Annotated in this window: 20 protein-coding genes; 3 read left to right on the top strand and 17 right to left on the bottom strand. The window is 72.2% G+C overall.

Annotated elements, in window-relative coordinates; all coding sequences use genetic code 11:
• Positions 1-76 precede the first annotated feature (76 nt).
• The 7 genes from CSC62_RS10810 to CSC62_RS10780 form a co-directional block, all read right to left on the bottom strand.
• Entirely contained in the window at positions 77-412 is a 336-nt protein-coding gene (locus tag CSC62_RS10810; RefSeq protein ID WP_162406192.1) for a non-heme iron oxygenase ferredoxin subunit, read from the bottom strand.
• Positions 409-951: a GNAT family N-acetyltransferase gene (locus CSC62_RS10805; protein WP_162406191.1), complete on the bottom strand. Its 543-nt coding sequence runs from the start codon at positions 949-951 to the stop codon at positions 409-411. The genes CSC62_RS10810 and CSC62_RS10805 overlap by 4 nt, the downstream gene beginning before the upstream one ends.
• 18 nt (positions 952-969) lie before the next feature.
• On the bottom strand, positions 970-2,241 hold the full coding sequence (locus CSC62_RS10800) for a cysteine desulfurase (protein WP_162406190.1): 1,272 nt from the start codon (positions 2,239-2,241) through the stop codon (positions 970-972).
• A complete protein-coding gene (sufD, locus tag CSC62_RS10795; protein ID WP_162406189.1) occupies positions 2,238-3,578 on the bottom strand; it encodes a Fe-S cluster assembly protein SufD in 1,341 nt (446 codons plus the stop codon). The genes CSC62_RS10800 and sufD overlap by 4 nt, the downstream gene beginning before the upstream one ends.
• Positions 3,578-4,339, bottom strand: a complete 762-nt coding sequence (sufC, locus tag CSC62_RS10790; RefSeq protein WP_162406188.1) for a Fe-S cluster assembly ATPase SufC — start codon at positions 4,337-4,339, stop codon at positions 3,578-3,580. The genes sufD and sufC overlap by 1 nt, the downstream gene beginning before the upstream one ends.
• Positions 4,340-4,492: 153 nt before the next feature.
• The gene (gene sufB, locus CSC62_RS10785) at positions 4,493-5,974 is read right to left on the bottom strand and encodes a Fe-S cluster assembly protein SufB (RefSeq protein WP_162406187.1); all 1,482 of its coding nucleotides are present in this window, start codon (positions 5,972-5,974) and stop codon (positions 4,493-4,495) included.
• Positions 5,975-5,990: 16 nt separating this feature from the next.
• Positions 5,991-6,443: an SUF system Fe-S cluster assembly regulator gene (locus CSC62_RS10780; RefSeq protein WP_162406186.1), complete on the bottom strand. Its 453-nt coding sequence runs from the start codon at positions 6,441-6,443 to the stop codon at positions 5,991-5,993.
• A 188-nt stretch (positions 6,444-6,631) separates the two neighbouring features.
• On the opposite strand from CSC62_RS10780, the gene CSC62_RS10775 reads away from it, so the two are divergent.
• Positions 6,632-7,099 carry an SET domain-containing protein gene (locus tag CSC62_RS10775; protein WP_162406185.1) on the top strand — a complete coding sequence of 156 codons (468 nt, stop codon included), beginning with the start codon at positions 6,632-6,634 and terminating at the stop codon, positions 7,097-7,099.
• Between the two features lie 27 nt (positions 7,100-7,126).
• Here CSC62_RS10775 and CSC62_RS10770 read toward each other — a convergent pair whose 3' ends face one another.
• The 7 genes from CSC62_RS10770 to CSC62_RS10740 form a co-directional block, all read right to left on the bottom strand.
• Positions 7,127-7,735, bottom strand: coding sequence for a YceB family lipoprotein (locus CSC62_RS10770; RefSeq protein WP_162406184.1), 609 nt, complete (start codon positions 7,733-7,735; stop codon positions 7,127-7,129).
• Between the two features lie 72 nt (positions 7,736-7,807).
• The gene (locus tag CSC62_RS17850; protein ID WP_211368977.1) at positions 7,808-8,344 is read right to left on the bottom strand and encodes a hypothetical protein; all 537 of its coding nucleotides are present in this window, start codon (positions 8,342-8,344) and stop codon (positions 7,808-7,810) included.
• Positions 8,345-8,402: 58 nt separating this feature from the next.
• Positions 8,403-8,708, bottom strand: a complete 306-nt coding sequence (locus CSC62_RS10760; protein WP_162406183.1) for a DUF3861 family protein — start codon at positions 8,706-8,708, stop codon at positions 8,403-8,405.
• 103 nt (positions 8,709-8,811) lie between these two features.
• Entirely contained in the window at positions 8,812-9,390 is a 579-nt protein-coding gene (locus CSC62_RS10755) for a M23 family metallopeptidase (RefSeq protein ID WP_162406182.1), read from the bottom strand.
• 509 nt (positions 9,391-9,899) lie between these two features.
• Positions 9,900-10,310: an HU family DNA-binding protein gene (locus CSC62_RS10750; RefSeq protein ID WP_162406181.1), complete on the bottom strand. Its 411-nt coding sequence runs from the start codon at positions 10,308-10,310 to the stop codon at positions 9,900-9,902.
• Between the two features lie 164 nt (positions 10,311-10,474).
• Positions 10,475-11,284, bottom strand: a complete 810-nt coding sequence (locus CSC62_RS10745; RefSeq protein ID WP_162406180.1) for an alpha/beta hydrolase family protein — start codon at positions 11,282-11,284, stop codon at positions 10,475-10,477.
• An 8-nt stretch (positions 11,285-11,292) separates the two neighbouring features.
• The gene (locus CSC62_RS10740; protein ID WP_162406179.1) at positions 11,293-12,423 is read right to left on the bottom strand and encodes a DUF3182 family protein; all 1,131 of its coding nucleotides are present in this window, start codon (positions 12,421-12,423) and stop codon (positions 11,293-11,295) included.
• 178 nt (positions 12,424-12,601) lie between these two features.
• Between CSC62_RS10740 and CSC62_RS10735 the strand changes: the two genes are divergently transcribed.
• On the top strand, positions 12,602-13,474 hold the full coding sequence (locus CSC62_RS10735) for an SDR family oxidoreductase (protein WP_162406178.1): 873 nt from the start codon (positions 12,602-12,604) through the stop codon (positions 13,472-13,474).
• Positions 13,475-13,495: 21 nt separating this feature from the next.
• On the opposite strand, the gene CSC62_RS10730 is transcribed toward CSC62_RS10735, so the two are convergent.
• Positions 13,496-15,109, bottom strand: coding sequence for an alpha-glucosidase family protein (locus tag CSC62_RS10730; protein WP_162406177.1), 1,614 nt, complete (start codon positions 15,107-15,109; stop codon positions 13,496-13,498).
• Between the two features lie 195 nt (positions 15,110-15,304).
• On the opposite strand from CSC62_RS10730, the gene CSC62_RS10725 reads away from it, so the two are divergent.
• Positions 15,305-17,944, top strand: a complete 2,640-nt coding sequence (locus CSC62_RS10725; RefSeq protein WP_162406176.1) for an alpha-amylase family glycosyl hydrolase — start codon at positions 15,305-15,307, stop codon at positions 17,942-17,944.
• Between the two features lie 54 nt (positions 17,945-17,998).
• On the opposite strand, the gene CSC62_RS10720 is transcribed toward CSC62_RS10725, so the two are convergent.
• Both CSC62_RS10720 and CSC62_RS10715 read right to left on the bottom strand, forming a co-directional pair.
• The gene (locus CSC62_RS10720) at positions 17,999-20,119 is read right to left on the bottom strand and encodes a glycoside hydrolase family 97 protein (RefSeq protein WP_162406175.1); all 2,121 of its coding nucleotides are present in this window, start codon (positions 20,117-20,119) and stop codon (positions 17,999-18,001) included.
• Between the two features lie 8 nt (positions 20,120-20,127).
• Positions 20,128-22,926: an alpha-1,6-glucosidase domain-containing protein gene (locus tag CSC62_RS10715; RefSeq protein WP_162406174.1), complete on the bottom strand. Its 2,799-nt coding sequence runs from the start codon at positions 22,924-22,926 to the stop codon at positions 20,128-20,130.
• Positions 22,927-22,945 lie beyond the last annotated feature (19 nt).

Below are 22,945 nucleotides of genomic sequence, written 5' to 3'. Positions count from 1 at the left end.
GGCGGGGCGCCGATGTTAATGAGATGGATTCCTATTTGCAACCGTGGGCGCATCCACCCGCGTTGCCGGAACCGGCTCAGCCGCGGTCGTCGCGGGTCCAGATCCCGCCGTGCTCGAGCTTGACCGGGAACTTGGGCACCGGCGAGTAGGCCGGGGCGCACAGGGCGCGGCCGTCGCGGAGGTCGAAGCGGGCGCCGTGCAGGACGCACTCGACGCTGCCCTCGGCCGGATCGACCACGCCGGAGGACAGTTCGAAGTCCTCGTGGCTGCAGCGGTCCTCCAGCGCGTACAGCTCGCCGTCCAGGTTGACCACCAGGATCGGGGTACCGGTGACCTCGTCGAACACCGGGCGCATCTCGCCGGGCAAAAGCTCGCCGCTGGCGCAGACGAAGGTCCAGGCCTGCGCGCTCATGCGGCCCGCTCCGCGCCCAGGTCCTTTTCCAGCACCTCGAAGCGCAGGTCGTCGCGCAGCGGGATGCCGAAGCGCTCGTCGCCGTAGGGGAAGGGCTTGAGGATGCCGGTGCGGACGTAGCCGCGGCGCTGGTAGAAGGCGATCAGGCTGTCGCGCACGTCGATCACGGTCATGCGCATCGTCGCCAGGCTCCAGTCCTCGCCGGCGATGCGCTCGGCCTGCGCGAGCATCGCCTTGCCGACGCCGCCGCCCTGCAGCTCCGGGCGCACGGCGAACATGCCGAAGTAGCCGGCGCCGTCCTCCTCGGCGACGTGGGCGCAGGCCAGCAGGGCGCCGTCGCGCTCGGCCAGCAGGACCACGCTGCGCGGGCGGGCGATGTCGGCCGCCAGGACCTGCGGATCGATGCGCTGGCCGTCGAGCAGGTCGGCTTCGGTGGTCCAGCCGGCGCGGCTGGCGTCGCCGCGGTAGGCGGAGGTGACCAGGTCGACCAGGGCGGGGATGTCGGCGGGATTGGCGTGGCGGAAAGCGAGCGGATCCATGGCGCGATTCTAGTGTCCCTACTGGAGCAGGCGTCGGGTCTTGTCGAGCGCCGCGGCGAAGCGCTCGATCTCCTCGTGGGTGTTGTAGAAGGCCAGCGAGGCGCGCAGGGTCGCGGCAACACCGAAGAACTGCAGCAGGGGGTGGGCGCAGTGCTGGCCCGAACGCACGGCCACGCCTTCGAGGTCGAGCAGGGTGGCCAGGTCGTGGGCATGGGCGCCCTCGACCAGGAACGAGATCACCGCGGCCTTGTGCGGGGCGGTGCCGAAGATGCGCAGGCCGGGGATGGCCTGCAGGGCCTCGGTGGCGTGGGCCAGCAGTTCGGCCTCGCGCGCGGCGATCGCGTCCATGCCGACCGACTCGAGGTAATCGACCGCTGCGCCCAGGCCGACGAAGCCGGCGATGTTCGGGGTGCCGGCCTCGAACTTGTGCGGCGGGTCGTTGAACACCGTGCCGTCGAAGCTGACCTCCTTGATCATCTCGCCGCCGCCGATGAACGGCGGCATCGCCAGCAGGTGCTCGCGCCGCGCCCACAGGGCGCCGGTGCCGGTCGGCGCGCACATCTTGTGGCCGGTGAGCGCGTAGAAGTCGCAGCCGATCGCGGCCACGTCCAGCTTCATGTGCGGCGCGGCCTGGGAGCCGTCGACCACGGTGACGATGCCGCGGCGGCGGGCCTCGCGGCAGATCTCGCGCACCGGGTTGACGGTGCCGAGCACGTTGGAGACGTGGGCCAGGGCCAGCAGCTTCACCTCGGCGGTCATGGCCCGGTACAGCGCGTCCAGGTCGAGGCTGCCGTCGGCCAGGATCTCGGCGACCCTGACCGTAGCCCCGGTGCGCTGGGCGACCAGCTGCCAAGGCACGATGTTGGCGTGGTGCTCCATCCGCGAGACCAGGATGACGTCGCCGGCCTTGAGCCGCGGCAGGGCCCAGGAGTAGGCGACCAGGTTGATCGCGAAGGTGGTGCCGCTGCACAGCACCAGTTCGTCGGCGCGCACGCCCAGGAAGCGCGCCAGCTTGCCGCGCGCGCCCTCGTAGGCCTCGGTGGCCTCGGTGCCGAGCGCGTGCACGGCGCGGCTGACGTTGGCGTTCTGGCGGCGGTAGAACGCGTCCTGCGAGGCGATCACCGGCAAGGGCTTCTGCCCGGTGTTGGCGTTGTCGAAGTAGACCAGCGGCTTGCCGTGGACCTCGCGCATCAGCAAGGGGAAGTCGGCGCGCACGCGGGCCCAGTCGACCCCGCCCTCGTGGCTGGGCAGGGCGGCGTCGTGGACGGCGGCCGGGACCGGCGTGCTCATGCGCCGTCCCCTGCGCCGAGCGCGGCCGCCAGCGCCGCGTCCAGGCGCGCCAGCAGCAGCTGGCGCAGGCCGTCCTCGCCGCCCTCGTCGCCGAGCGCCAGCAGCGGCTCGCGACAGAAGGCCACGGTCAGCAGGCGCCGTGCCTGCGCCTCGGGCAGGCCGCGCGAGCGCAGGTAGAACAGGGCGTTGGCATCGAGCTGGCCGACGGTGGCGCCGTGCGCGGCCTTGACCTCGTCGGCGTCGATCACCAGCACCGGCTGGGTGTCGATCTCGGCCTCGGCCGACAGCAGCAGGTTCTTGTTCGACAACGCCGCGTCGGTGCCGTCGGCGCCGGCGCGGATGTCGATTCCGCCGTGGAACACGACCTTGCTGCGGCCGTCGGCGATCCCGCGCCAGAGCAGCTCGCAGGCGGTGTTGCGGCCGATGTGCTCGATTCCCAGGCGGGTGTCGACGTGGCGGCGGCCATCGCCGAGCAGCACGCCGTTGGCGGTAAGCACGGCGCCATCGCCTTCCAGGCGCACGTTGAGCTCGTGCCGGCTCAGCGCCGCGCCCAGTTCCAGGTCGAAGCGCCGGTACTGCGCTTCGCGCGCCAGCACCGCGTCGGTGCGGGCGAAGCGGGTGGCGCGGGCGGCGTCGTGCTGCACCCGGGCGTGGCGCACCCGTGCGCGCTGGCCGGCGTGCAGGTGCAGCACCTCGTTGGCCAGGTGGGCGTGGTCGCCGGCGGACAGCTGGTGCTCGACGATGTCCAGCGCGGCGTCGTTGCGCAGGTCGATGAAGTGGCGCAGGTGCCAGGCGCGGTCGCCGGCCTGCGGCACGCCGACGAAGACCAGGTGCAGGGGCGCTTCGACCCGGACGCCGGCGTCGATCCGGACCACCGCGCCGTCCTCGGCCAGGGCGGCGTTGGCGCGGGCGAAGACCTCGTCGCGGCGCTCGTAGCGGCGGGCGAGGAAGTTGGCGTCGCGCGGCTCGCCGCTGGCCAGGACCTGCGACAGGGCCTCGACGCTGGCGCCGGCGGGCAGGCCGGACAGGTCGCTCTGGCCGGGATCGAAGCGGCCGTTGGCGAACACCAGGCGCGGGGCGGGGATGCCGGCCAGCAAAGCGGGATCGAACGCCGGCGGCGCCGCGTCGGCCGGGGCGAAGGCGCGGCGCTCCAGCGCGCGCAGGGAGGTGTATTTCCACGCCTCCTCGCGCGGGCCGGGCAGGCCGTCGGCGAGCAGGGCGTCCAGGGCGGCCTGGCGCGCGGGCAGCAGTTCGTTGGAAGGTCCGCACATGGAGGTGCGGGCCGTTGCGAGGGACTCGCCAAAAGCCTCGCGGAAGGAATCGAGCAGGGCGCCCATCAGACCGCCTCCGGCGCCACCCGGTCCTTGAGCCAAGCGTAGCCGTGCTTCTCCAGCTCCAGCGCCAGTTCGGGGCCGCCGGTCTGGACGATCCGGCCCTCGGCCAGGACGTGGACCACGTCGGGCTTGATGTAGTCGAGCAGGCGCTGGTAGTGGGTGATCACCAGGAACGAGCGCTCGCCGTTGCGCAGGGCATTGACGCCGTCGGCCACGGTCTTGAGCGCGTCGATGTCCAGGCCCGAGTCGGTCTCGTCGAGGATCGCCAGCTTCGGCTCGAGCACCGCCAGCTGGAAGATCTCGTTGCGCTTCTTCTCGCCGCCGGAGAAACCCTCGTTGACGCCGCGGTGCAAAAGTTCGTCCTTCAGGTGCAGCACCGCCAGCTTCTCGCGCACCAGCTTGAGGAACTGCATCGAGTCCAGCTCGGCCTGGCCGCGCGCCTTGCGCTGGGCGTTGAGCGCGCTGCGCAGGAAGTAGGTGTTGTTCACCCCGGGGATCTCGACCGGGTACTGGAAGGCCAGGAACAGGCCTTCGGCGGCGCGCTCCTCCGGCTCCAGTTCCAGCAGGGGCTTGCCGTCGAACTCGACGCTGCCTGCGCCGACCTCGTAGCCGTCGCGCCCGGCCAGGATGTTGCCCAGTGTGGACTTGCCGGCGCCGTTGGGGCCCATGATGGCGTGCACTTCGCCCGGCTTCACCTGCAGGGAGAGGCCCTTGAGGATTTCCTTGCCGGCGACGCTGGCGTGGAGGTTTTCGATCTTCAGCATGTTGGTTCCATTCGGTTCTTGAGCCCCTCTCCGATGGGAGAGGGGTTGGGGAGAGGGCCGGGGGCATTGCGACGGTCCGGACGCCGCGGCCGCTCCGAACCCTCATCCGCCCCTTCGGGGCACCTTCTCCCGGAGGGAGAAGGAACTAAGGCGTCAGCCGACGCTGCCTTCCAGCGACACTTCCAGCAGCTTCTTGGCCTCCACCGCGAACTCCATCGGCAGCTCGCGGAAGACCTGCTTGCAGAAGCCGTCGACGATCAGCGAGACCGCGTCCTCCTGGCCGAGGCCTCGCGAGCGGCAGTAGAACAGCTGGTCGTCGCTGATCTTGGAGGTGGTGGCCTCGTGCTCGACGGTGGCGCCGGGGTTGCGCACCTCGATGTAGGGGAAGGTGTGGGCGCCGCACTGCTTGCCGATCAGCAGGCTGTCGCACTGGGTGTAGTTGCGCGCGCCGTCGGCATTGCGGTCGACCTTGACCAGGCCGCGGTAGGTGTTCTGGCCGCGCCCGGCGCTGATGCCCTTGGACACGATCTTGGACTTGGTGCGCTTGCCGACGTGGATCATTTTGGTGCCGGTGTCGGCCTGCTGGCGGTGGTGGGTCAGCGCCACCGAGTGGAACTCGCCCACCGAGTCGTCGCCCAGTAGCACGCAGGACGGGTACTTCCAGGTGATCGCCGAGCCGGTCTCGACCTGGGTCCAGGTGACCTTGCTGCGCGCGCCGCGGCATTCGGCGCGCTTGGTGACGAAGTTGTAGATGCCGCCGCGCCCTTCCTCGTCGCCCGGGTACCAGTTCTGCACGGTCGAGTACTTGATCTCGGCGTCGTCCAGCACCACCAGCTCGACCACCGCCGCGTGCAGCTGGTTCTCGTCGCGCATCGGCGCGGTGCAGCCTTCCAGGTAGGAGACGTAGGCGCCTTCCTCGGCCACGATCAGGGTGCGCTCGAACTGGCCGGTGTGGCCGGCGTTGATCCGGAAGTAGGTGCTCAGCTCCATCGGACAGCGCACGCCCCGGGGGATGAACACGAAGCTGCCGTCGGAGAACACCGCCGAGTTCAGCGCGGCGAAGTAGTTGTCGCCATGCGGGACCACGCTGCCCAGGTACTTCTTCACCAGTTCCGGATGCTCGCGGATGGCCTCGGACATCGAGCAGAACACGATGCCCTTCTCGGCCAGCTCCTTCCGGAACGTGGTGCCGACGGAGACCGAGTCGAACACCGCGTCCACCGCCACCCCGGCCAGCTTGGCGCGCTCGTGCAGGGGTACGCCGAGCTTGTCATAGGTATCCAGCAGTTCCTTCGGCACCTCGTCCAGCGACTTGTACTTCGGGCCCTTGGGCGCGGAGTAGTAGCTGATGGCCTGGAAGTCGATCGGTGCGATCTTTAGCTTGGCCCAGTGCGGGACCGGCATGGTCAGCCAGCGGCGGTAGGCGTCCAGCCGCCACTGGGTCATCCACTCCGGCTCCTCCTTCTTCGCCGACAGGGCGCGGATCGTGTCCTCGTCCAGGCCCGGGGGCAGGGAGTCGGACTCGATCTGGGTGACGAAGCCGGCCTCGTAGCGGCGGCCCAGGCGCTCGAGGATCTCGGCGTTCTGCGGCGGCGCTTCGGCGGTGGCGGGAAGAGTGTCGATTTCGGTGGCCATGGGGCTGCCTACTCGTTCAGCTGGCGACGCGCACGGCGATCTCGCGCCGGCGCGTGGTGGGGGAGGTGGGGGGGTGGAGCATCTGCTCCAGGGTCACGCCGCGCAGGGCGTCGGCGACCACGTCGTTGATCAGCCGCCAGTTGGCGCGTACGCCGCACTGGTGGGCGATGCCGCACTGGCTCTCGTGCTGGCTGCATTCGGTCATCGCCAGCGGGCCTTCCATCGCCTCGACGATCTCGATCAGGCTGATCTCGGTTGCGTCGCGGCTGAGCCGGTAGCCGCCGTGGACGCCGCGCAGGCCCTCGACCAGGCCAGCCTGGGCCAGCGGCTTGAGCAGCTTGCTGACGGTGGGCTGCTCCAGCCCGGAATGCTCGGCCAGCTCGGCGGCGCTCAGCACCTGGCCCTGGCGCGCGGCGAGCACGGTCAGGACCACGGTGGCGTAATCGGTCAGCTTGGTGACGCGGAGCATGGCGGGACGTGGGGGTCTTAAAACGTACCGAAATTGTACGCTTTCGCGCCGGCCGGGCCAACCCGGCGTTTTCAGCTGCCGTTCTGCCGTCGCCGGCGAGCCGGCTCCTGCATTAAGAGGAGCCGGCGGTTGGTGCCGGCGGGCGGCATCGGCGAGAATCGCCTCCGTCCCCCGCCCCCGGAACGCGCATGCCCCGCAAGATCGTCGCCCGCAAGTCGCCCATCCACGGCAATGGCGTGTTCGCCGTGGCGCCGATCCGCAAGGGCGAGCGCGTCATCGAATACAAGGGCCGCCGCCGCAGCCACGACCAGGTCGACAACGACACCTCCGGCGACGTCGAGAGCGGCCACACCTTCCTGTTCACCCTCAACGACGAGTGGGTGGTCGACGCCAACTACGAAGGCAACGACGCGCGCTGGATCAACCACAGCTGCGACCCCAACTGCGAGGCGGTGATCGCCGAGGCCGAAGGCGACGACCGGCGCAAGGACCGGGTGTTCATCGAGTCCGTGCGCGACATCGCCCCCGGCGAGGAGCTGACCTACAACTACGGCATCGTCCTGGCCGAACGGCACACCCCGCGGCTGAAGAAGATCTGGGCCTGCCTATGCGGCTCGCCCAAGTGCACCGGGACGATGCTGCAGCCCAAGCGCTGAGCGCCGCGCGGCGGCGCCAGCCGGCGGTCACTCGCCGGTGACCGCCGGCGCGATCGCGCCCAGGTCGCGGTCGAAGGTCACCGCCAGGCGGCCGTCGGCAATAGCCACATCCTGTACCTGCAGGCCGCCGAACATCGCCGCCAGCGCCGGATCTATCCGGTACACCGGCTCGGTCCGTGCGTAGTCGGCCAGCCAGGCGTTGAGCAGGCCGCGCCCGCTTTCGTCGAGCCGGCCCTGGCCGCTCGCCGGCAGAAAGCGCTCGATCCTCGGCTGGTCGAGGTGGAAGGCCTGGCCGGCCGGGTCGTAGCGCAAGGCGCTGCTCAGTTCCGCGGTGCCCAGCGGCACCGGCGCACCGCCGGTGGCCACCGCCAGGTCCAGCATCAGCCGCAGGCGCGGGCCGGGCGGCAGCGACAGCCGCGGCCGGCTCACGTCCAGCGCCAGCAAGGGGCCCAGCGGCGCATAGCGCAGCGGGAACCGGGTCTCGATGAAGGACTGCATGTCGGCCGCACCGACGCTGAGGCGGCGGCCCTCGACCTGGACGCCGGCAGCGCGCGCGATCGGAGCGGCGGCGAGCAGCAGCAGTCCGGCCAGCAGGATGACGGTCGACGTGAGGCGGTGCAGTGGGGAAGCGGTCATGGCGACATGCCTGTGCGGGTCATGGCCATGATCCCGGTCCGGGCTGAACGGCCGGTGCAGCCCGGACCGGCGTCAGTCCAGCTGCGGCTGCAGTTCGGCCGAGGTGATCTCCCAGCCCTGGCCGTCGACGCGGGCGCGCAGGCGGTAGTGGCCTTCCACCCTGGGCGTGCGACCGCCGTCCAGGACCAGCCGCAGGTTGACCGGGATCTCGAACGCGCGCGGCGGCGATTCCCGGTCCAGCGGCAGTGGCGTATAGGTCTGGATGCGCAGGCTGCGCAGCCCGTCGATGCCGCGCAGCAGCGCGTCCCCGGGCGGCGTGCCCGGATCGCCGCCGGCCCACCAGGCGTCGGCGCGCGCGGTGTCCTTGCCGGGCAGCGCGCCGAGGTAGGCATGCAGGGAGGAGGCGGCATGGGTGGCCGCATCGCTGGCGGTGCGGCGGGTGGCGGCGGCAGGGTCGGCCGCGGCCGGCGGGTCCTGCACTTCGCTGGCGTGCGGCGGAGCCGTCGTTGCCGCGGCGCCCTCGGAGGCGGTGTCCGGTTCGTTGCGGCAGCCGCGCCAGGCCACGGCCAGGACGGCCAGTACGAGCAGTGCCAGCAATCCCTTGCGCATTGGTCCGTCCGGAGGAAGTCGCGGTCGCCGCAGGATACCGCCGGCGGCCGCGCCTTACTCAGACCGGGCGCGGCGGCTGCAGGCGTTCCAGCAGGCGCGCCAGCGGTGCGCGCAGCTCGCGCAGGGGATCGTCGGCCAGCTCGGGATGGCGGCGGGCGATGCCGTCGAGCAGACGCGCGCCAATCACCAGGGCGGTGCGTTCGTCGCCGGCCAGGCCGGGCAGGCGCTGGGTGCCTTCGACCAGGCGCATCCAGTCCTCGCCGCAGGGCTGCTCGAATTCGATGCTGCAGCGGCCCGGGCAGGGCAGGCCGCCGTGTTCGACCGGGGTAACCGTGACCCGGTAGCGTTGGGGAGAGGAAGCCATGGAACGGTTCCGCGATGGGGGATGCGGCCAAGATAGGCACGCGCGCCGCCGGGGACGAGGCCCGCGGCCACGATGGTCCGTTCCACCGCGCCGCGCAGGCCGTTCAGTGCGCGGTGCGCATCCGCGGCAAGGGATCCAGGGCGCCCTCGCCGCCATAGATGCCGTAATGCAGGTGCGGCGGGGTGCCACGCGCGTTGCCGGTGTCGCCGACGGTGCCCAGCGGGGTGCCGGCCTCGACCACCTGGCCGGTGGCCAGCCCAGGCGTCCATTCGTCCAGGTGGGCGTAATAGTGGCGCTCGCGCGCCGGGCCCAGCACCCAGACCTGGCGCCCGCCCAGGCCGCGCTCGCGCACGGCCAGGACGATGCCACGGGTGGCGCTGCGCACGGGCGTGCCGCGCGCGGCGAAGATGTCCACGCCCTCGTGGCGACGGTCCTGGCCGCGCGGGGCGCCGAAGGTGTCGGCGATCTGGCGCGCACGCACGCCCTGCACCGGAACCGGCAGCGAGGACGGCGGCGGCATCCGCGACAGCTCCCATAGCGTGCGCGGGTAGTCCAGCCAGGGTTGCCGCCAGGCCCAGGCGGCGAACAGCAGCAGCGCGGCGAGCAGCAGCAGGCGCCAGAGCCAGCGGACCAGCCGCGTGGCCGGCGAGCGCGGGGCGGACGAGGCGGGAGACGGCTGCATCCGGCGAGGATCCACGGGCGGCGTATATGCAGGAAGAAGGCTCTTCGCCCAACTGGGGGAAGCATCCGGATGCAGCGCTGCGGCGCTTTGGCGCGCAGCCTGCTGCCGCTCATGTCCCCCGGTCCCGGCCCGTTGGGCCTTTACTTCCTGTAGGAGCCGGTCTTGCCGGCGACCGTGGAGGCGGACGGATCATTGACAACCGGTTTCACGCAGGCGTTTCCGCCATGGCGGTCGCCGGCAAGACCGGCTCCTACAAAACCGGCGGCCGATGACCGTGAAGCGGTGTGGTGCGATGCCTGCTGACGGGAAGTAAAGGAGGAGGCTGCGGCCGCAGGCCGCAGCCGGGGGACATGAGCGGCAGCAGGCATCGTGCCGCACCGCCGCGACTCCACTTCCCGCCTCGCCGCTTTCCGGGGGTAAGACGACGCATCCCTTAGTTGAGAAAAGACCCAAAAAGAAAAGGCGGCATCGCTGCCGCCCCTTCCGGAAACCCTGGAGTCGCGCCGGTATCAGGCCGCGGCGTCCTTGAGCTTCTTCAGCGGACGCACCTTGACCTTGACCGAAGCCGGCTTGGCGGCGAACCACTGCTCTTCCTTGGTGAACGGGTTGACGCCCTTGCGCTTCGGCTTGGCCGGCACCTTGACCGCGCTGACCTTGAACAGGCCCGGCAGGGTGAAGCTGCCCGCGCCCTTCTTGCTGATCGCGCCGGAGACGGCGTCCTCGACGGCGGCCAGAACGGCCTTGACGTCCTTGGCGACCACGCCACTGGTTTCGGCCAGGTGCTTGATCAGCGCGGACTTGCCCAGCACTTCCTTGAGGGCGGGGGCGGCCTTCTTCGGCGCGGCGGCCTTGGTCACGGCCTTCTTCGCGGCTTTCGGCGCGGCCTTCTTGGCGGCCGGCTTCTTGGTGGTCTTCGCCATAACTTTCCTGTTCCGTTCGATTGGATGATGTGGGAACCGACGTGGTCGGCAACGCGAATGTAGGCCATGCCGGGGCCGGCGCCAAGGGGAAAACAGGGAAAAATCGCGGGAAACACCTTCCAGGCGGTCGTGGCGGGGGGCGCCGGCCGATCGAGCCGGCCCGGTCAGGCCGGGTCGAGGGTCCCGCCGCCGTGGCGGGCGCGCTTGCGTTCGGCCACCTTCTGCCCGGCCTCGTGCTCGCGCGCGGCGCGGATCATCTCGGTCAGCCAGCCGACCAGCACGTCGGTATAGGCCTTCTGGTGCGGCTTCTGGGAGAAGGCGTGGTCGGCGCCGGCGATCCGCCGCTTGGTCAACGAGGCGGCGCCGGAGAAGGCGGCGGCATAGTTCTCGATCACCGCGTGCGGCACGGTCTCGTCGTGCTCGGCCTCGACCAGCAGGACGTCGCCGGCGAAGGCCTGGCAGGCGCGCAGGGCGCGGTTCTCCTCCCAGGCCACCGGGCGGCGGCGGAACGCGGGCAGGTCCGGGTCGGCGTGCAGCCGGCGCTTGGGCAGGTCCCAGCCTTCGTCCTTGTAGAGCGCCGGCGAGCGCAGGGCCAGCCAGCGCACCGGGCGCAGGGCGGTCAGCAGGCTGGCCAGGTAGCCGCCGTAGCTGATCCCGACCACGGCGATCGCGCCCGGGTCGACGTTGCCGCGGCTGGCCAGCCAGTCGTAGGCCGCCACCAGGTCGGCCAGGTTCTGCGGCCGGCTCACGGTTTCCCACTGCGCGGCGGTGGCTTCGTGGCCGCGCAGGTCGAAGGTCAGGCAGACGCAGCCGATGCCGGCGGCCTGGCGGGCGCGGCCCAGGTCATGCTCCTGGCTGCCGCCCCAGCCGTGCGCGAACAGCACGCCCGGCAAGGCGGCGGCGGGGGAGAGCACGGTGCCGCTGACCTGGTCGCGGTCGACGGCGATTTCCACGGGATCGAGACGGACATCCATGAACGGTTCTATGACAGGACGGGAACGGGGTCGACCAGGGCGTACTTCAGCACCGGCCCGCGCACGGCGGCCGGATCGTGGAAGTGCACCTGCGCGCCCGGCGGCGGCGCCTGCTCCGGATCGTGCGACTCGTGGCAGGACACGTCCAGGGGCTGGCCGTCGTCGCCGGCGAGGAACACCTCCAGCGCCGCCAGTTCGGCCGGCGAGGCGCCGCCCAGGCGCCAGGACTGCTCGAGCACTCCGCAGCGCCAGCGTCCGGCCGGATCCAGCCCGGCGACCACGTCGTAATTGCGGCGCGAGGCGTAGAAGCCCGGATAGGCCGCCTGCACCGCCGCGTCGTAGGCCAGCACCTGGCGCAGGGCCGTGCGTTCGGTGGCGTCGCGGGCGTGGTCCTGCAGGGCCTCCAGGCCGCCGCGCACCACCCGCAGGCTGGAACCGCCGTAGACCTCCTCGCCCTGGCGGTCGCGGATCTGGCGCTGGCGGCCGAGGTAGGCCAGGCGCAGCCCGGCGACCCGGATCTCGCCGACGCTGACGGTGTCGGCCTGGTCGAGGTGCTGTTCCAGCACCAGGCCGTAGCGGCGGATGGAGTCGGGATCGAGCGCGGCGGCGGCCTCGCGCAGGGCCTGCGGATCGGCGACCAGCTGCTGGCCGCCGCCGCCGCGCGCCTGCGCCGGCTTGAGCCGGACCTGGCCGCCGAGCGCCAGCAGGCGCAGCCCGGCGGCCTCGACCTCGTCCGGATCGAACACGCTGAAGCCCGGCAGCACCGTTCCTGCCAGGTGGGCGCCCAGGGCGTGAGCCCAGCCTTCAGGCGCGGCCGAGCCGGGACCGGGCAGGGCATGGGTGACCACCTTGCTGGCGACGAAGGCGTGCGGGACCACCCCGCCGAACAGGTCGTCCTCGCCGGCGATGCCCAGCGCGTCGGCCTGGGCCGTGGTCAGGGTCTCGTCCGGAACGAAGTAGGCGCGTCCGGGCTGCGGTGACGGACTGCGCGGATCGTGCGCGCCGGCGAACTCCCAGCCCAGCAGGGTGGCCAGGCGCCGCGCCGCCCAGGCCTGGCTGGCGCGTTCATGGACATCGCGGGGACAGGCGCAGGCGTCGGCGGTGAACACGCTGCGCGGCGGCGCAGGGACGGGCGACATGGACGGCATGCCGGGGTTCCGGTGGTTGGGGGTGGTGGCGTCCACGCTCGCGCGCCGGCGGTGAATCCGCCGCGAAGGCCGCGCCATGGACGTCGCCTTCGCGAAGCCGCCACGGCGCGGCGACACGCCCGGTCCCAGGCTGGGGCTCCCGGAGGATCGCGCTGAAGAGGAGACGGCCATGGCCGGCAAGGCGAAGAAGAAGATCAACCCGCCGCAGAGGCAGCGGCGGCAACCGGGCGTGCAGTCGAAGATGCGGCCCGAGCCGGTGGTGGTGCGTGCCGGCTACCGCGGCAGCGGCCGCCTGCAGGGCAAGGTCGCGCTGGTCACCGGGGGCGACAGCGGCATCGGCCAGGCGGTGGCGGTGCACTTCGCCCTGGAGGGCGCGCAGGTGGCGATCGCCTGGCTGTCGCCGCGCGAAGCCGAGGACGCGGCGCGCACGGTGGCGATGGTCGAGGCCGCGGGCGGCCAGTGCCTGTCGGTGCGGACCGACCTGCGCGCGCCGGCGCGCTGCCGGCAGCTGGTCGAGCGGGTGGTGAAGCGGTTCGGGCGGCTGGACGTGCTGGTCAACAACCACGCCCGCCAGTACCCGGTCGAGGACGCGGAGGAACTGACCCCGGCGCGCCTGCGCGACACCTTCGCCAACAACCTGTTCTCGTACTTCCACCTGGTCGACGCGGCCCTGCCGCACCTGGAGCCGGGCGGCTGCATCGTCAACACCGGTTCGATCACCGGGGTGCGCGGCCACGCCACCCTGCTGGACTACGCGGCGACCAAGGGCGCGATCCACGCGATGACCTTCTCCCTGGCGCAGTCGCTGGCCGAGCGCGGGATCCGGGTCAATGCCGTAGCCCCTGGGCCGGTGTGGACGCCGCTGATCCCGGCTTCGTTCACCCCGAAGCAGGTGGCCGAGTTCGGCAGCGACACCCTGATGCAACGGCCCGGGCAGCCGGCGGAAGTGGCGCCGGCCTACGTCTTCCTGGCCAGCGAGGACGCCAGCTTCGTCACCGGCCAGGTGCTGCAGGTCAACGGCGGCGCACGCACGGGGGCGTGAGCCGCCCGCGGGCGCGGCGCGTCAGCCGGCTGCGGCGAACAGCACCCCGTAGGCCGGCAGCGTGGTCTGGTCGCCGGCCACCGCCGGCGCGCCGAGTCCGTGCCCGTCCAGTACCGTCCAGGCGCCTTCCGGCAGCGCCAGCGACGCCGGCGCGGCGGACAGGTTGAACGCGGCCAGCAGCCTCTGCCCGGCGTGCTCGCGGACGAATGCCAGCACCGGCTCGCCGGTGGCCAGGAACGCGATCGAGCCCTGCACCAGCGCCGGCTGCGCCTTGCGCCAGCGCATGAAGGCGCGGAAGGCGTTGAGCACCGAGCCCGGGTCGGCCTCCTGCCGCTCCACCGCCAGCGCGCGATGGGCCTCGGGTACCGGCAGCCAGGGCGCGGCGGCGCTGAAGCCGGCATCGGCCGCGCCGGTCCACGGCATCGGCGTGCGGCAGCCGTCGCGGCCCTTGAAGTTGGGCCAGAAGGTGATGCCGTAGGGGTCCTGCAGCGCCTCGAACGGCACCTCGGCCTCCGGCAGGCCCAGTTCCTCGCCCTGGTAGAGGCAGACCGAGCCGCGCAGCGAGCAGACCATCGCCACCAGCATCTTCGCCAGCGCCGGCGAGGGATCCTGCCCGCCCCAGCGGGTCACCGCGCGCTGCACGTCGTGGTTGGACACCGCCCAGCACGGCCAGCCCTCGGTCATCGCCGCCTCCAGGCGCGAGACCGTGCCGCGGATGTAATCGACGCTGAAGTCGTCCACCAGCAGCTCGAAGCTGTAGCCCATGTGCAGGCGCTGGCCGGAGGTGTACTCGGCGGTGGTGGCCAGCGAGTCCTCCGAGGAGATCTCGCCCAGCGCCGCCGTGCCCGGGTAGCGGTCCAGCAGGGCGCGCAGGTCCTCGAGGAACGGGATGTTCTCGGGCCGGGTGTTGTTGTACCAGTGGTACTGGTAGGCGTAGGGGTTGTCCGGGCTGAAGCCGCGGCCGGTGCGCATCTCCTTCGGCTTGGGCGGGTTGTCGCGCAGCTGCGGGTCGTGGAAGCAGAAGTTGATCGCGTCCAGGCGCAGGCCGTCGACCCCGCGCGCCAGCCAGAACTCGACGTTGTCCAGGACCGCGGCCTGGACCTCCGGGTTGTGGAAGTTCAGATCCGGCTGCGAGGTCAGGAAGTTGTGCAGGTAGTACTGCTCGCGCCGCGGCTCCCACTGCCAGGCCACGCCGCCGAACAGCGACATCCAGTTGTTGGGCGCGGTGCCGTCCTGCGCCGGGTCGGCCCACACGTACCAGTCGGCCTTGGGGTTGTCGCGGCTCAGCCGGCTCTGGCGGAACCACTCGTGCTCGGTCGAGGTGTGGCTGAGCACCTGGTCGATCATCACCCGGATGCCCAGGCCGTGGGCCTTGGCCAGCAGCCGGTCGAAATCCTCCAGCGAGCCGAACAGCGGATCCACCTGGCGGTAGTCGGCGATGTCGTAGCCGAAGTCGGCCATCGGCGACTTGAAGAACGGCGAGATCCAGATCGCGTCCACGCCCAGGCTGGCGACGTAGTCGAGGCGGTCGATGATCCCGGGCAGGTCGCCGACGCCGTCGCCGCTGGCGTCCAGGAAGCTGCGCGGGTAGATCTGGTAGATGACGGCACCGCGCCACCAGGGAGATTCGGACATACGGAGGACCGGTTGGAGTGCCGGCGTTCCGGCGCGGGGGCTATGGTAGTCGTGGCCTCCGCCGCGGCAATCGACCTGCATACGTATTCATCGCATCCGCGCATCTTCCGGCACTGATCGCGGCTCGCGGCGATGGAATACTCCGGCCGCCACGCGAAGGCCGCAGCCGCGGCCGCACGGCGAAAGGGAGGGGGAATGGCAACGACGGGAGCCCGCGGAGCGATCCGCGCATGCTGCATCGCCGCACTCGCGGCCGCGCCGCTCATCGCGCAGGCCACGCCATCGGCCTGCGCCGGGCAGCAGGCCGCATCCACCGCGCCGGACTGGCGCGACCAGGTGATTTACTTCGCGATGATCGACCGCTTCGACGACGGCGATCCCTCCAACAACGACCAGGGCGCGGACGAGTACGATCCGGCCGACAACGCGCGCTGGAGCGGCGGCGACCTGCGCGGCCTGCGAAACCGGCTGGACTACCTGCGCGGCCTGGGCGCGAGCGCGCTGTGGATCACCCCGCCGGTGGCCAACCAGTGGTGGAACCCGCGGGTCGGCTACGGCGGCTACCACGGCTACTGGGCCGAGGACTTCTCGGAGGTGGATGCGCACTACGGCAGCCTGGACGATTACCGCGCCCTGGCCGACGCCCTGCACGCCTGCGGCATGCAGCTGGTCCAGGACATCGTGGTCAACCACACCGGCGACTACTTCCAGTACCGCGCCGGGGAATGGCGCGCCGGTGCGCCTGCGCGCGGCTTCCACCGCACCGCGGACAGCCGCGGCCGGCGCGCGCCGGTGCAGCCGCCGTTCGACCGCAACGACGCCCGCTCGCGCCGCGATCGCGACGCCGCGGTCTACCACTGGACCCCGGACATCGCCGACTTCGGCCAGCGCCGCCAGGAGACCGATTTCCAGCTGGCCGGCCTGGACGACCTCAACACCGAGAACCCCGAGGTGCGCCGCGCCCTGCGCCGGGCCTACGGCGACTGGATCGGCAAGGTTGGAGTGGACGCATTCCGGGTCGATACCGCGTTCTACGTGCCGGAGGACTACTTCGCCGACTTCATGCACGCCCGCGATCCGCAGGCGCCGGGCATCGCCGAGGCCGCGCGCCGCGCCGGGCGGCCCGCGTTCCATGTGTTCGGCGAGGGCTTCGCCATCGACCGCGGGTACGCCGACGCAGGCGCGCGCAAGATCGAGCGCTACGTCCGCGGCGATGCCGGCGAGGAACGGCTGCCGGCGATGATCAACTTCCCGCTGTACGGCACCCTGGGCGACGTGTTCGGGCGCGGCCATCCCACCGCCGAGCTGGGCCACCGGATCGAGAGCATGATGGCGATCCACGCCCGCCCGCACCTGATGCCGACCTTCGTCGACAACCACGACCTGGACCGGTTCCTGGCCGGCGGCAGCGAGGCCGGGTTGAAGCAGGCGCTGCTGGCGATCATGACCCTGCCGGGCATCCCGACCATCTACTACGGCACCGAGCAGGGCTTCGCCGCCCAGCGCCAGGCGATGTTCGCCGGCGGCCACGGCAGCGGCGGCCGCGACCATTTCGATGCCGATGCGCCGTTGTACCGTTACCTGCAGAAGGCCATCGGCCTGCGCCGCGGCGACCTGCTGTTCTCGCGCGGGGTGCCGACGGTGCTGGCCACCAACACCGCGACCGCCGGCGCGCTGGCCTGGCGGATCGACCACGAAGGCCGCCAGGCGCTGGTGGCGTTCAACTCTTCCGACCGGCCAGCGCTGATGGCCGGGCTGGACACGGGGCTGGCGCCGGGCACCCGGCTGGCGCCCGCATTCGCGATCGACGGCCAGGCGCCGGTGCTGGAGGTGGACGGGCAGGGCCGGATCGGACTGGTGCTGCCGCCGCGCGCGGGCCTGGTGTGGATGGCGGAGGCGGGCACGGCCGGGACTTCGCCGCGTTCCGCATCGAAGGCGTCGGCGGGCCGGATCGTGCTCGACCCGGTGCCGGAGCGGGTGCCGGGCGAACTGCAGGTCTCGGGCCGCGCGCCGGGACTGGCGCGGCTGTCGCTGGTGCTGGATGGCGACATCGCCGCGGCGCAGGAGGTGGCGGTGGCCGCCGACGGCCGCTGGCAGGCCTCGGTCGATACCGCCAGCCTGGTCGATCCGGCACTGGAGCACGCCTTGGTGGCCTGGTCGGCGGACGCGGGCCAAGCCTCGGCGCCGGCACGGTTCCGGGTCGAACGGCAATGGCAGGTGCTGGCGCGGGTCGCCGATCCGGCCGGCGACGACCGCGGCCCCGACGGCCGCTACGTGTATCCGCGCGAAGCCAGCTGGCAGGGCCGGCACACCCTGGACCTGCTCGGCGCCGAGGTGGCCGCCTCCGGCGGTTCCCTGCGGATCGACCTGCAGCTGCGCGACCTGGTCGCCGACTGGAACCCGCCCAACGGCTTCGACCACCTGCTGGTCACCGCCTTCCTGGAGCTGCCCGGGCGCGACGGCGGCGCCAGCGCGATGCCGATGCAGAACGACGCACTGCCGGACGGCATGCGCTGGCACTACCGGCTGCGCGCCGGCGGCTGGAGCAACGCCCTGTTCTCGAGCGAAGGCGCGGGCGCCAGCCACGAGGGCACCCCCGCACCGGTGGCGGCACGCCTGGACGTGGACCGCGGGCAGGGGAGGCTGCGCCTGTCGCTGCCGGCCGAGGCGATCGGCCGGCCGGCTTCGCTGTCGGGCGCGCGCCTGTACCTCACCACCTGGGACTACGACGGCGGCTACCGCGCGCTGGCGCCGCAGGCCGGCGGACACACCATCGGCGGCGGCCGCGCCGACGGGCCGAAGGTGATGGACGCGATGTTGATCGAGCTGCCCTGAGCGGGGCCGTCGTCCCCGCGCAGGCGGGGATCCAGCGTCTTTCGCAACCCGGCTTCAGAGCGGCACGAAGCGGATCGCCTGGCCGCCGCCGCGCCCCAGCTCCAGGGTCAGCACGTCGTCGCGGCCGACCTCCCGGGTCTCGCGGACGAAGGCGAACGGATTCTTCTCCCAGTCCGCACCCGCACCGTCGCGGTAGATCTCGGCGCGGTAGCGGCGCCCCGGCTCGAGGAAGGACAGCGGCGTGCGCAGGCTGCGCGGGCGGTCGTCGCCGACGCTGCCCAGGAACCACGCGTCGCCGCCACGGACCTTGCGCGCGATGGTCGCGTACTCGCCGACCTCGCCATCGACCACCACGCTTTCCTCCCAGTCCACCGCCACGTCCTGGATGAAACGGAACGCGTCCGGATGTTCGGCATAGTGCTCGGGCAGGTCGGCCACCATCTGGATCGGGCTGTACAGGACCACGTACAGCGCCAGCTGCTTGGCCAGGGTGCTGCGCAGGAGCTGGCCGTTGCGACCCTTCAGGCTGACGATGCCCGGGGTGAAGTCCATCGGCCCGGCCAGCATCCGGGTGAACACCAGGGTCGCCTCGTGCTCCGGCGGGTTGGGCGGATTGCCCCAGGCGGCGAACTCCATGCCGCGCGCGCCCTCGCGCGAGACCCAGTTCGGGTACGTGCGGCGCAGGCCGGTGTCCTTGATCGGCTCGTGCGAGTTGACCGCGACATGGCGCTTCGCCGCGGCCTCCAGCACCCGCAGGTGGTGGTTGCTCATCCACTGGCCTTCGTGCCACTCGCGCACGACCGGGCCGCCGGCGCGATCCTGGCGCTGGATGTCGCCGGCGTCGCAGACGTAGCCGGTCTTGACCACGTCCACGCCGTTGCGCGCGTACAGGTCGAGCGCGGCCGGCAGCTGGCGCTCGTAGTGGCTGACCGCGCAGGCGGTCTCGTGGTGGCCAACCAGGTGCACGCCCTTGCCCGCGGCGTACTTTGCCAGGCCTTCCAGGTCGAAGTCCGGGGTGGCCCGGGTGAAGTCGAAGCCCCAGCCGTTGGCGAACCAGTTGCCGTCCCAGCCCGGGTTCCAGCCCTCGACCAGCACCCCGCGGAAGCCGTTGGCGGCGGCGAAGTCGATGTAGCGCCGGGTATTGGCCGTGGTCGCGCCGTGCTTCGGCCCGGTGCCCCAGGTCTCGGTCTCCAGGTGCAGGGACCACCACACCCCGACGTACTTGGCCGGCGTGAACCAGCTCACGTCGCCGATGGCGTTGGGCTCGTTGAGGTTGAGGATCAGGCTGGACTGCGCCAGGTCGCCGGCGCGCTCGCCGACCTGGATCGTGCGCCAGGGCGTGGTGAACGGGGTGGCGCGGACCACTGGGGCGGAATGGTCGTTGCCCGGCGTGAGCGCGGCGCGCAGCACGTCGCCGTCCCCGCGGGCCAGGTTCATGCCGGCGTAGTCGACCAGCGCGGCCTCGTGGATCGACACGTGCAGGCCGTCGCCGGTGCGCAGGGTCAGCGGCGTCTGCGCGGTGCCGATCTGCTGCAGGGGCGTGCGCGAATACAGGTATTCCTCGCGGTTCCACTCGAACGCCGGGATCCACCAGGCGGTGGTGCGCGCGGCGTCGGCCAGGGCGAACTCGGTCAGCTCCTGGCGGATCCGCACCTCCTTCGCCGCCTGTTCGGGGAACTCGTAGCGGAAGCCGATGCCGTCGTCGTAGACCCGGAACACCAGGTCGATGCGGCGGCCCGGATGGCGCGCATCCACCGGCTTCTCGGCGAAGCGGGCGCGCAGTTCGTTGTAGCGGTTGCGGGTCAGCCGGCGCTCGCCCCAGGGCTGTTCCCAGGTCTGGTCGACGCTGCGGCTGGACTGGCCGACCAGTTCCAGGTTGCGCTCGAGGCGGCCGTCGCCGAGCACGAAGCCCAGCCGCGACGGTGCGATCACCGGCGTGCCCTTGCGCTCCACCCGGTAGGCGAGGCGGTCCTCGTGCTGCGATTCCAGGGTCACGGTGAGGACGTCGCCGGGCGAGGCGATCCGGGCCAGGGTCGCGGCCGTGGCGGGCAGGGCGGTGGCGAAGGCCAGAAGCGCCGTCAGTGCGGACAGGTGCCACGTCCGCGGGCGACGCGACGGCGTGCGGTCGGCGCGGGCATGACGGGCGGGCAAGGCGGTGAGGCGTCGGTCGCGCATGGCGGCATTCACTCCAGGACGTAGACGAGGACGGTGCGCGGCGGCACGCTGAAGCGGCCGCGGGCGGGATCGAAACGGGCCTGCTGGCGCGGACGGCGGTCGGCCGCGGCGGGGGACAGGTGGACCGGGTGCAGCACGTAGTGCTTGCCGCGCTCGGACGGCAGCTCCAGCACCTGCGCCTGCGGCGAGGCGTTGAGCAGGTAGAGGACCTCGCCGAAGCCGGCGCCCGGATGGCCATGGCCGTCGAGGTGGCCGGCGATCACCAGCGGATTCTGCCCCGCACCGCTGTTCGGGAAGCTCAGGCGGGCGGAGACCTCGTCGGCCGTGCGTAGCCGGAACAGGCTCGAGCTGGCGCGGATCCGAAGAAGGTCGCGCAGGCCGTCGCGGGCGAAGGCGATGTCGGCCGGCGCCGGCCGCAACGCGGAATCGGCCAGGCGCGGCGCGATCCAAGGCCAGGCCGCCTGGTTGCCGCCGGCCGGCGGCAGGCCGGTGCCGAAGAAGTTGTCGCGGTAGCTCCAGTCCAGGCGGTTGAACCAGTCGCCGGAGTCGAAGCTGTTGCGGTCCATCGACTTCGAACGCAGGGTGTCGATGCCGGCGTGGAAGTAGGCCACGCCCTGGCTCAGCGCGGTGGTGGCCATGCCCAGCAACTGCACCCGGGCGCGGTCTTCGCTCGAAGTGTCCAGCGGCAGCCGGTAGGCATTGAGGTCGTAGAGCGTCTCGTTGTCGTGGTTCTCGACGTAGTTGACGACTTCGCCCGGTGCGGCCGCGTAGCCGGCCGGCTGGCCGTTGTAGTCCAGCGCGTGCAGCGGCGCGACGATCCCGTCGGCAGTGGCCAGCACGTAGTCGCGCAGGGTGCCGGCCAGGCCGGCGCGGACCAGGTCCGCGGCGTGCAGGAGCGCCTTGCGGGCTGCGTCCGGATCGTCGCCGGCGGTTTCGGCGTTGGGCGCGTAGCCCAGGCCGTTGAGCCAGCCCTGGCGGGCGACCTTGTCGCGGCCGTCGCCCGCGCCACCGCGCAGGGCGTCGCGGGCGCGGTCGCTGAAGCTGCCGATCCCGCTGCCGGCCAGCGACAGCTGCGCGGCCTGGACGAAGCGCGCGCCGTCGGCGACCTCGCCGAAGTTCCAGCCCTCGCCGATCAGCGGCACCCGGCGGCCGGCGGCGGCGTCCACCCGCCGCTGCAGGGCCTCCATCGCCGCGCGCGGCTGGTGGCCCATCAGGTCGAAGCGGAACGAGTCGATCCGGTAGTGGCGCACCCACGACTCGGCGGAGTCGATCATCAGCCGCGCCATCATCGGGTGCTCGGTGGCGGTGTTGCCACAGCCGCCGCAGGTGCTGCGCTCGACGTTCCCGACCGCATCCAGGCGGTGGTAGTAGCCGGGCACGATCCGGTCCAGCACCGACGTTTCGTCCTGGCCGGCGGCGTAGGTATGGTTGTAGACCACGTCCATGCCCACCCGCAGGCCCAGCGCGTGCAGGCCCATGACCATCGCCCGGAACTCGCGGATCCGCGCCGCGCCGTCGCCCGGGTCGCTGGCGTAGCTGCCCTCGGGCGCATTGAAGTGGAACGGGTCGTAGCCCCAGTTGAAGCAGTCGCGCGGGGCATCGGCCATGACCGCGGCCTGCTGCGCCGGGCTGTCCGGCGCGGCGGCGGGCACCTGTGGCGTGGCGCAGCCGCGCTCGGGCACGCTGGCGAAGTCGTACACCGGCAGCAGGTGGACGTCGCTCAGCCCGGCCTGCGCCAGCGCGCGCAGGTGGGCCATGCCGGCGCTGCCGGCGTCGGTGAAGGCCAGGTAGCGGCCGCGGTGCGCCGGCGGCACCGTGGCGTCGCCGAGGGAGAAGTCGCGCACGTGCAGTTCGTACACCGACATGTCGGTCTGCGCGGCCAGCGCCGGCGGGCGCGGCGCGGTGTCCCAGCCGGCGGGTTTCAGCGCCGGATCTTCCAGGTCGGCGATCCAGCCGCGCCGCGAATCGGTGCCCAGGCCGACCGAGTACGGATCGGTCACGCGGTTGCGGACCAGGCCGGTGCCGCGGACATGCACGTCTACCAGCCAGGTGTAGTAGCGGCCGCGCAGATCGTCCGCCGTGTGCACCGACCACAGCCCGGTGGCCGGATCGAAGCGCGCCGGCAGCCTCTGCGTGGCCGCCCGCTTGTCGTCGGGATATATGCAGACCGAGACCTGGCGCGCGGTCGGCGCCCACAGGCCGAAAGCGGTGCCGGCGGGCGAGGGATGCGCACCCAGGCCCGGCGCATCGGCCGCGGCGGCGTACAGGTCGTCCAGCGCGCCCGGGGACTGCAGCGCGGTCGCGTGCAATACCCGGCCGGCCGGGTCCTCCTCGACCAGCACCTGGGCCTGGCGATGCAGTTCGCGCAGGGTGGCGTCGCCGGCGTCGAGCGCCAGGGTGGCGCCGTCGCCGGCCCAGGCGAAGCGGCGGCGCACGTCCGCGCCGGGCTCGGCGGCAGGCCGCAGGGCGATCGCGCCGGCCGCGCCGGTCACGCGCCGGCCGGGCAGGGCGACGATGCCGCCGGCGGGCGCGTGGTACAGGCGGTAGCGCGATCCAGGCGCGGCGCCCGGCCAGCGCAAAGTGCGCCGGTCCAGCCACAGCGCGCGGGCCTCGGAGGGCGCCTGCGGATCGGCGGCCAGGACCGTGGCATGCGTGGGTGCGTCACAGGCCGCGGCCGGCAGGGTGGAAGGCTGTGCCGCGGCCGCGTTGCAGGCCGGCAGCAGCACGGCCGCCAGCCAGCACCGCAATGCCTTGGCGGCGCGGCCTGATTCGCGACGGCTGTCGCCGCCGCCTGTCCGATGTCGCATCGTGCCCTCCCAGGCCTTC

The sequence above is a fragment of the Pseudoxanthomonas jiangsuensis genome, from assembly GCF_010093185.1.
Taxonomy (GTDB): domain Bacteria; phylum Pseudomonadota; class Gammaproteobacteria; order Xanthomonadales; family Xanthomonadaceae; genus Pseudoxanthomonas; species Pseudoxanthomonas jiangsuensis.
Note: the sequence above shows the minus strand (reverse complement) of the source record. Positions and strands in the feature narration are given on the sequence as shown.

Coding starts and splice junctions, on each gene's coding strand:
- CSC62_RS10810 (WP_162406192.1), bottom strand. CDS start 412: ATGAGCGCGCAGGCCTGGACCTTCGTCTGCGCCAGCGGCGAGCTTTTG.
- CSC62_RS10805 (WP_162406191.1), bottom strand. CDS start 951: ATGGATCCGCTCGCTTTCCGCCACGCCAATCCCGCCGACATCCCCGCC.
- CSC62_RS10800 (WP_162406190.1), bottom strand. CDS start 2,241: ATGAGCACGCCGGTCCCGGCCGCCGTCCACGACGCCGCCCTGCCCAGC.
- sufD (WP_162406189.1), bottom strand. CDS start 3,578: ATGGGCGCCCTGCTCGATTCCTTCCGCGAGGCTTTTGGCGAGTCCCTC.
- sufC (WP_162406188.1), bottom strand. CDS start 4,339: ATGCTGAAGATCGAAAACCTCCACGCCAGCGTCGCCGGCAAGGAAATC.
- sufB (WP_162406187.1), bottom strand. CDS start 5,974: ATGGCCACCGAAATCGACACTCTTCCCGCCACCGCCGAAGCGCCGCCG.
- CSC62_RS10780 (WP_162406186.1), bottom strand. CDS start 6,443: ATGCTCCGCGTCACCAAGCTGACCGATTACGCCACCGTGGTCCTGACC.
- CSC62_RS10775 (WP_162406185.1), top strand. CDS start 6,632: ATGCCCCGCAAGATCGTCGCCCGCAAGTCGCCCATCCACGGCAATGGC.
- CSC62_RS10770 (WP_162406184.1), bottom strand. CDS start 7,735: ATGACCGCTTCCCCACTGCACCGCCTCACGTCGACCGTCATCCTGCTG.
- CSC62_RS17850 (WP_211368977.1), bottom strand. CDS start 8,344: ATGCGCAAGGGATTGCTGGCACTGCTCGTACTGGCCGTCCTGGCCGTG.
- CSC62_RS10760 (WP_162406183.1), bottom strand. CDS start 8,708: ATGGCTTCCTCTCCCCAACGCTACCGGGTCACGGTTACCCCGGTCGAA.
- CSC62_RS10755 (WP_162406182.1), bottom strand. CDS start 9,390: ATGCAGCCGTCTCCCGCCTCGTCCGCCCCGCGCTCGCCGGCCACGCGG.
- CSC62_RS10750 (WP_162406181.1), bottom strand. CDS start 10,310: ATGGCGAAGACCACCAAGAAGCCGGCCGCCAAGAAGGCCGCGCCGAAA.
- CSC62_RS10745 (WP_162406180.1), bottom strand. CDS start 11,284: ATGGATGTCCGTCTCGATCCCGTGGAAATCGCCGTCGACCGCGACCAG.
- CSC62_RS10740 (WP_162406179.1), bottom strand. CDS start 12,423: ATGTCGCCCGTCCCTGCGCCGCCGCGCAGCGTGTTCACCGCCGACGCC.
- CSC62_RS10735 (WP_162406178.1), top strand. CDS start 12,602: ATGGCCGGCAAGGCGAAGAAGAAGATCAACCCGCCGCAGAGGCAGCGG.
- CSC62_RS10730 (WP_162406177.1), bottom strand. CDS start 15,109: ATGTCCGAATCTCCCTGGTGGCGCGGTGCCGTCATCTACCAGATCTAC.
- CSC62_RS10725 (WP_162406176.1), top strand. CDS start 15,305: ATGGCAACGACGGGAGCCCGCGGAGCGATCCGCGCATGCTGCATCGCC.
- CSC62_RS10720 (WP_162406175.1), bottom strand. CDS start 20,119: ATGCGCGACCGACGCCTCACCGCCTTGCCCGCCCGTCATGCCCGCGCC.
- CSC62_RS10715 (WP_162406174.1), bottom strand. CDS start 22,926: ATGCGACATCGGACAGGCGGCGGCGACAGCCGTCGCGAATCAGGCCGC.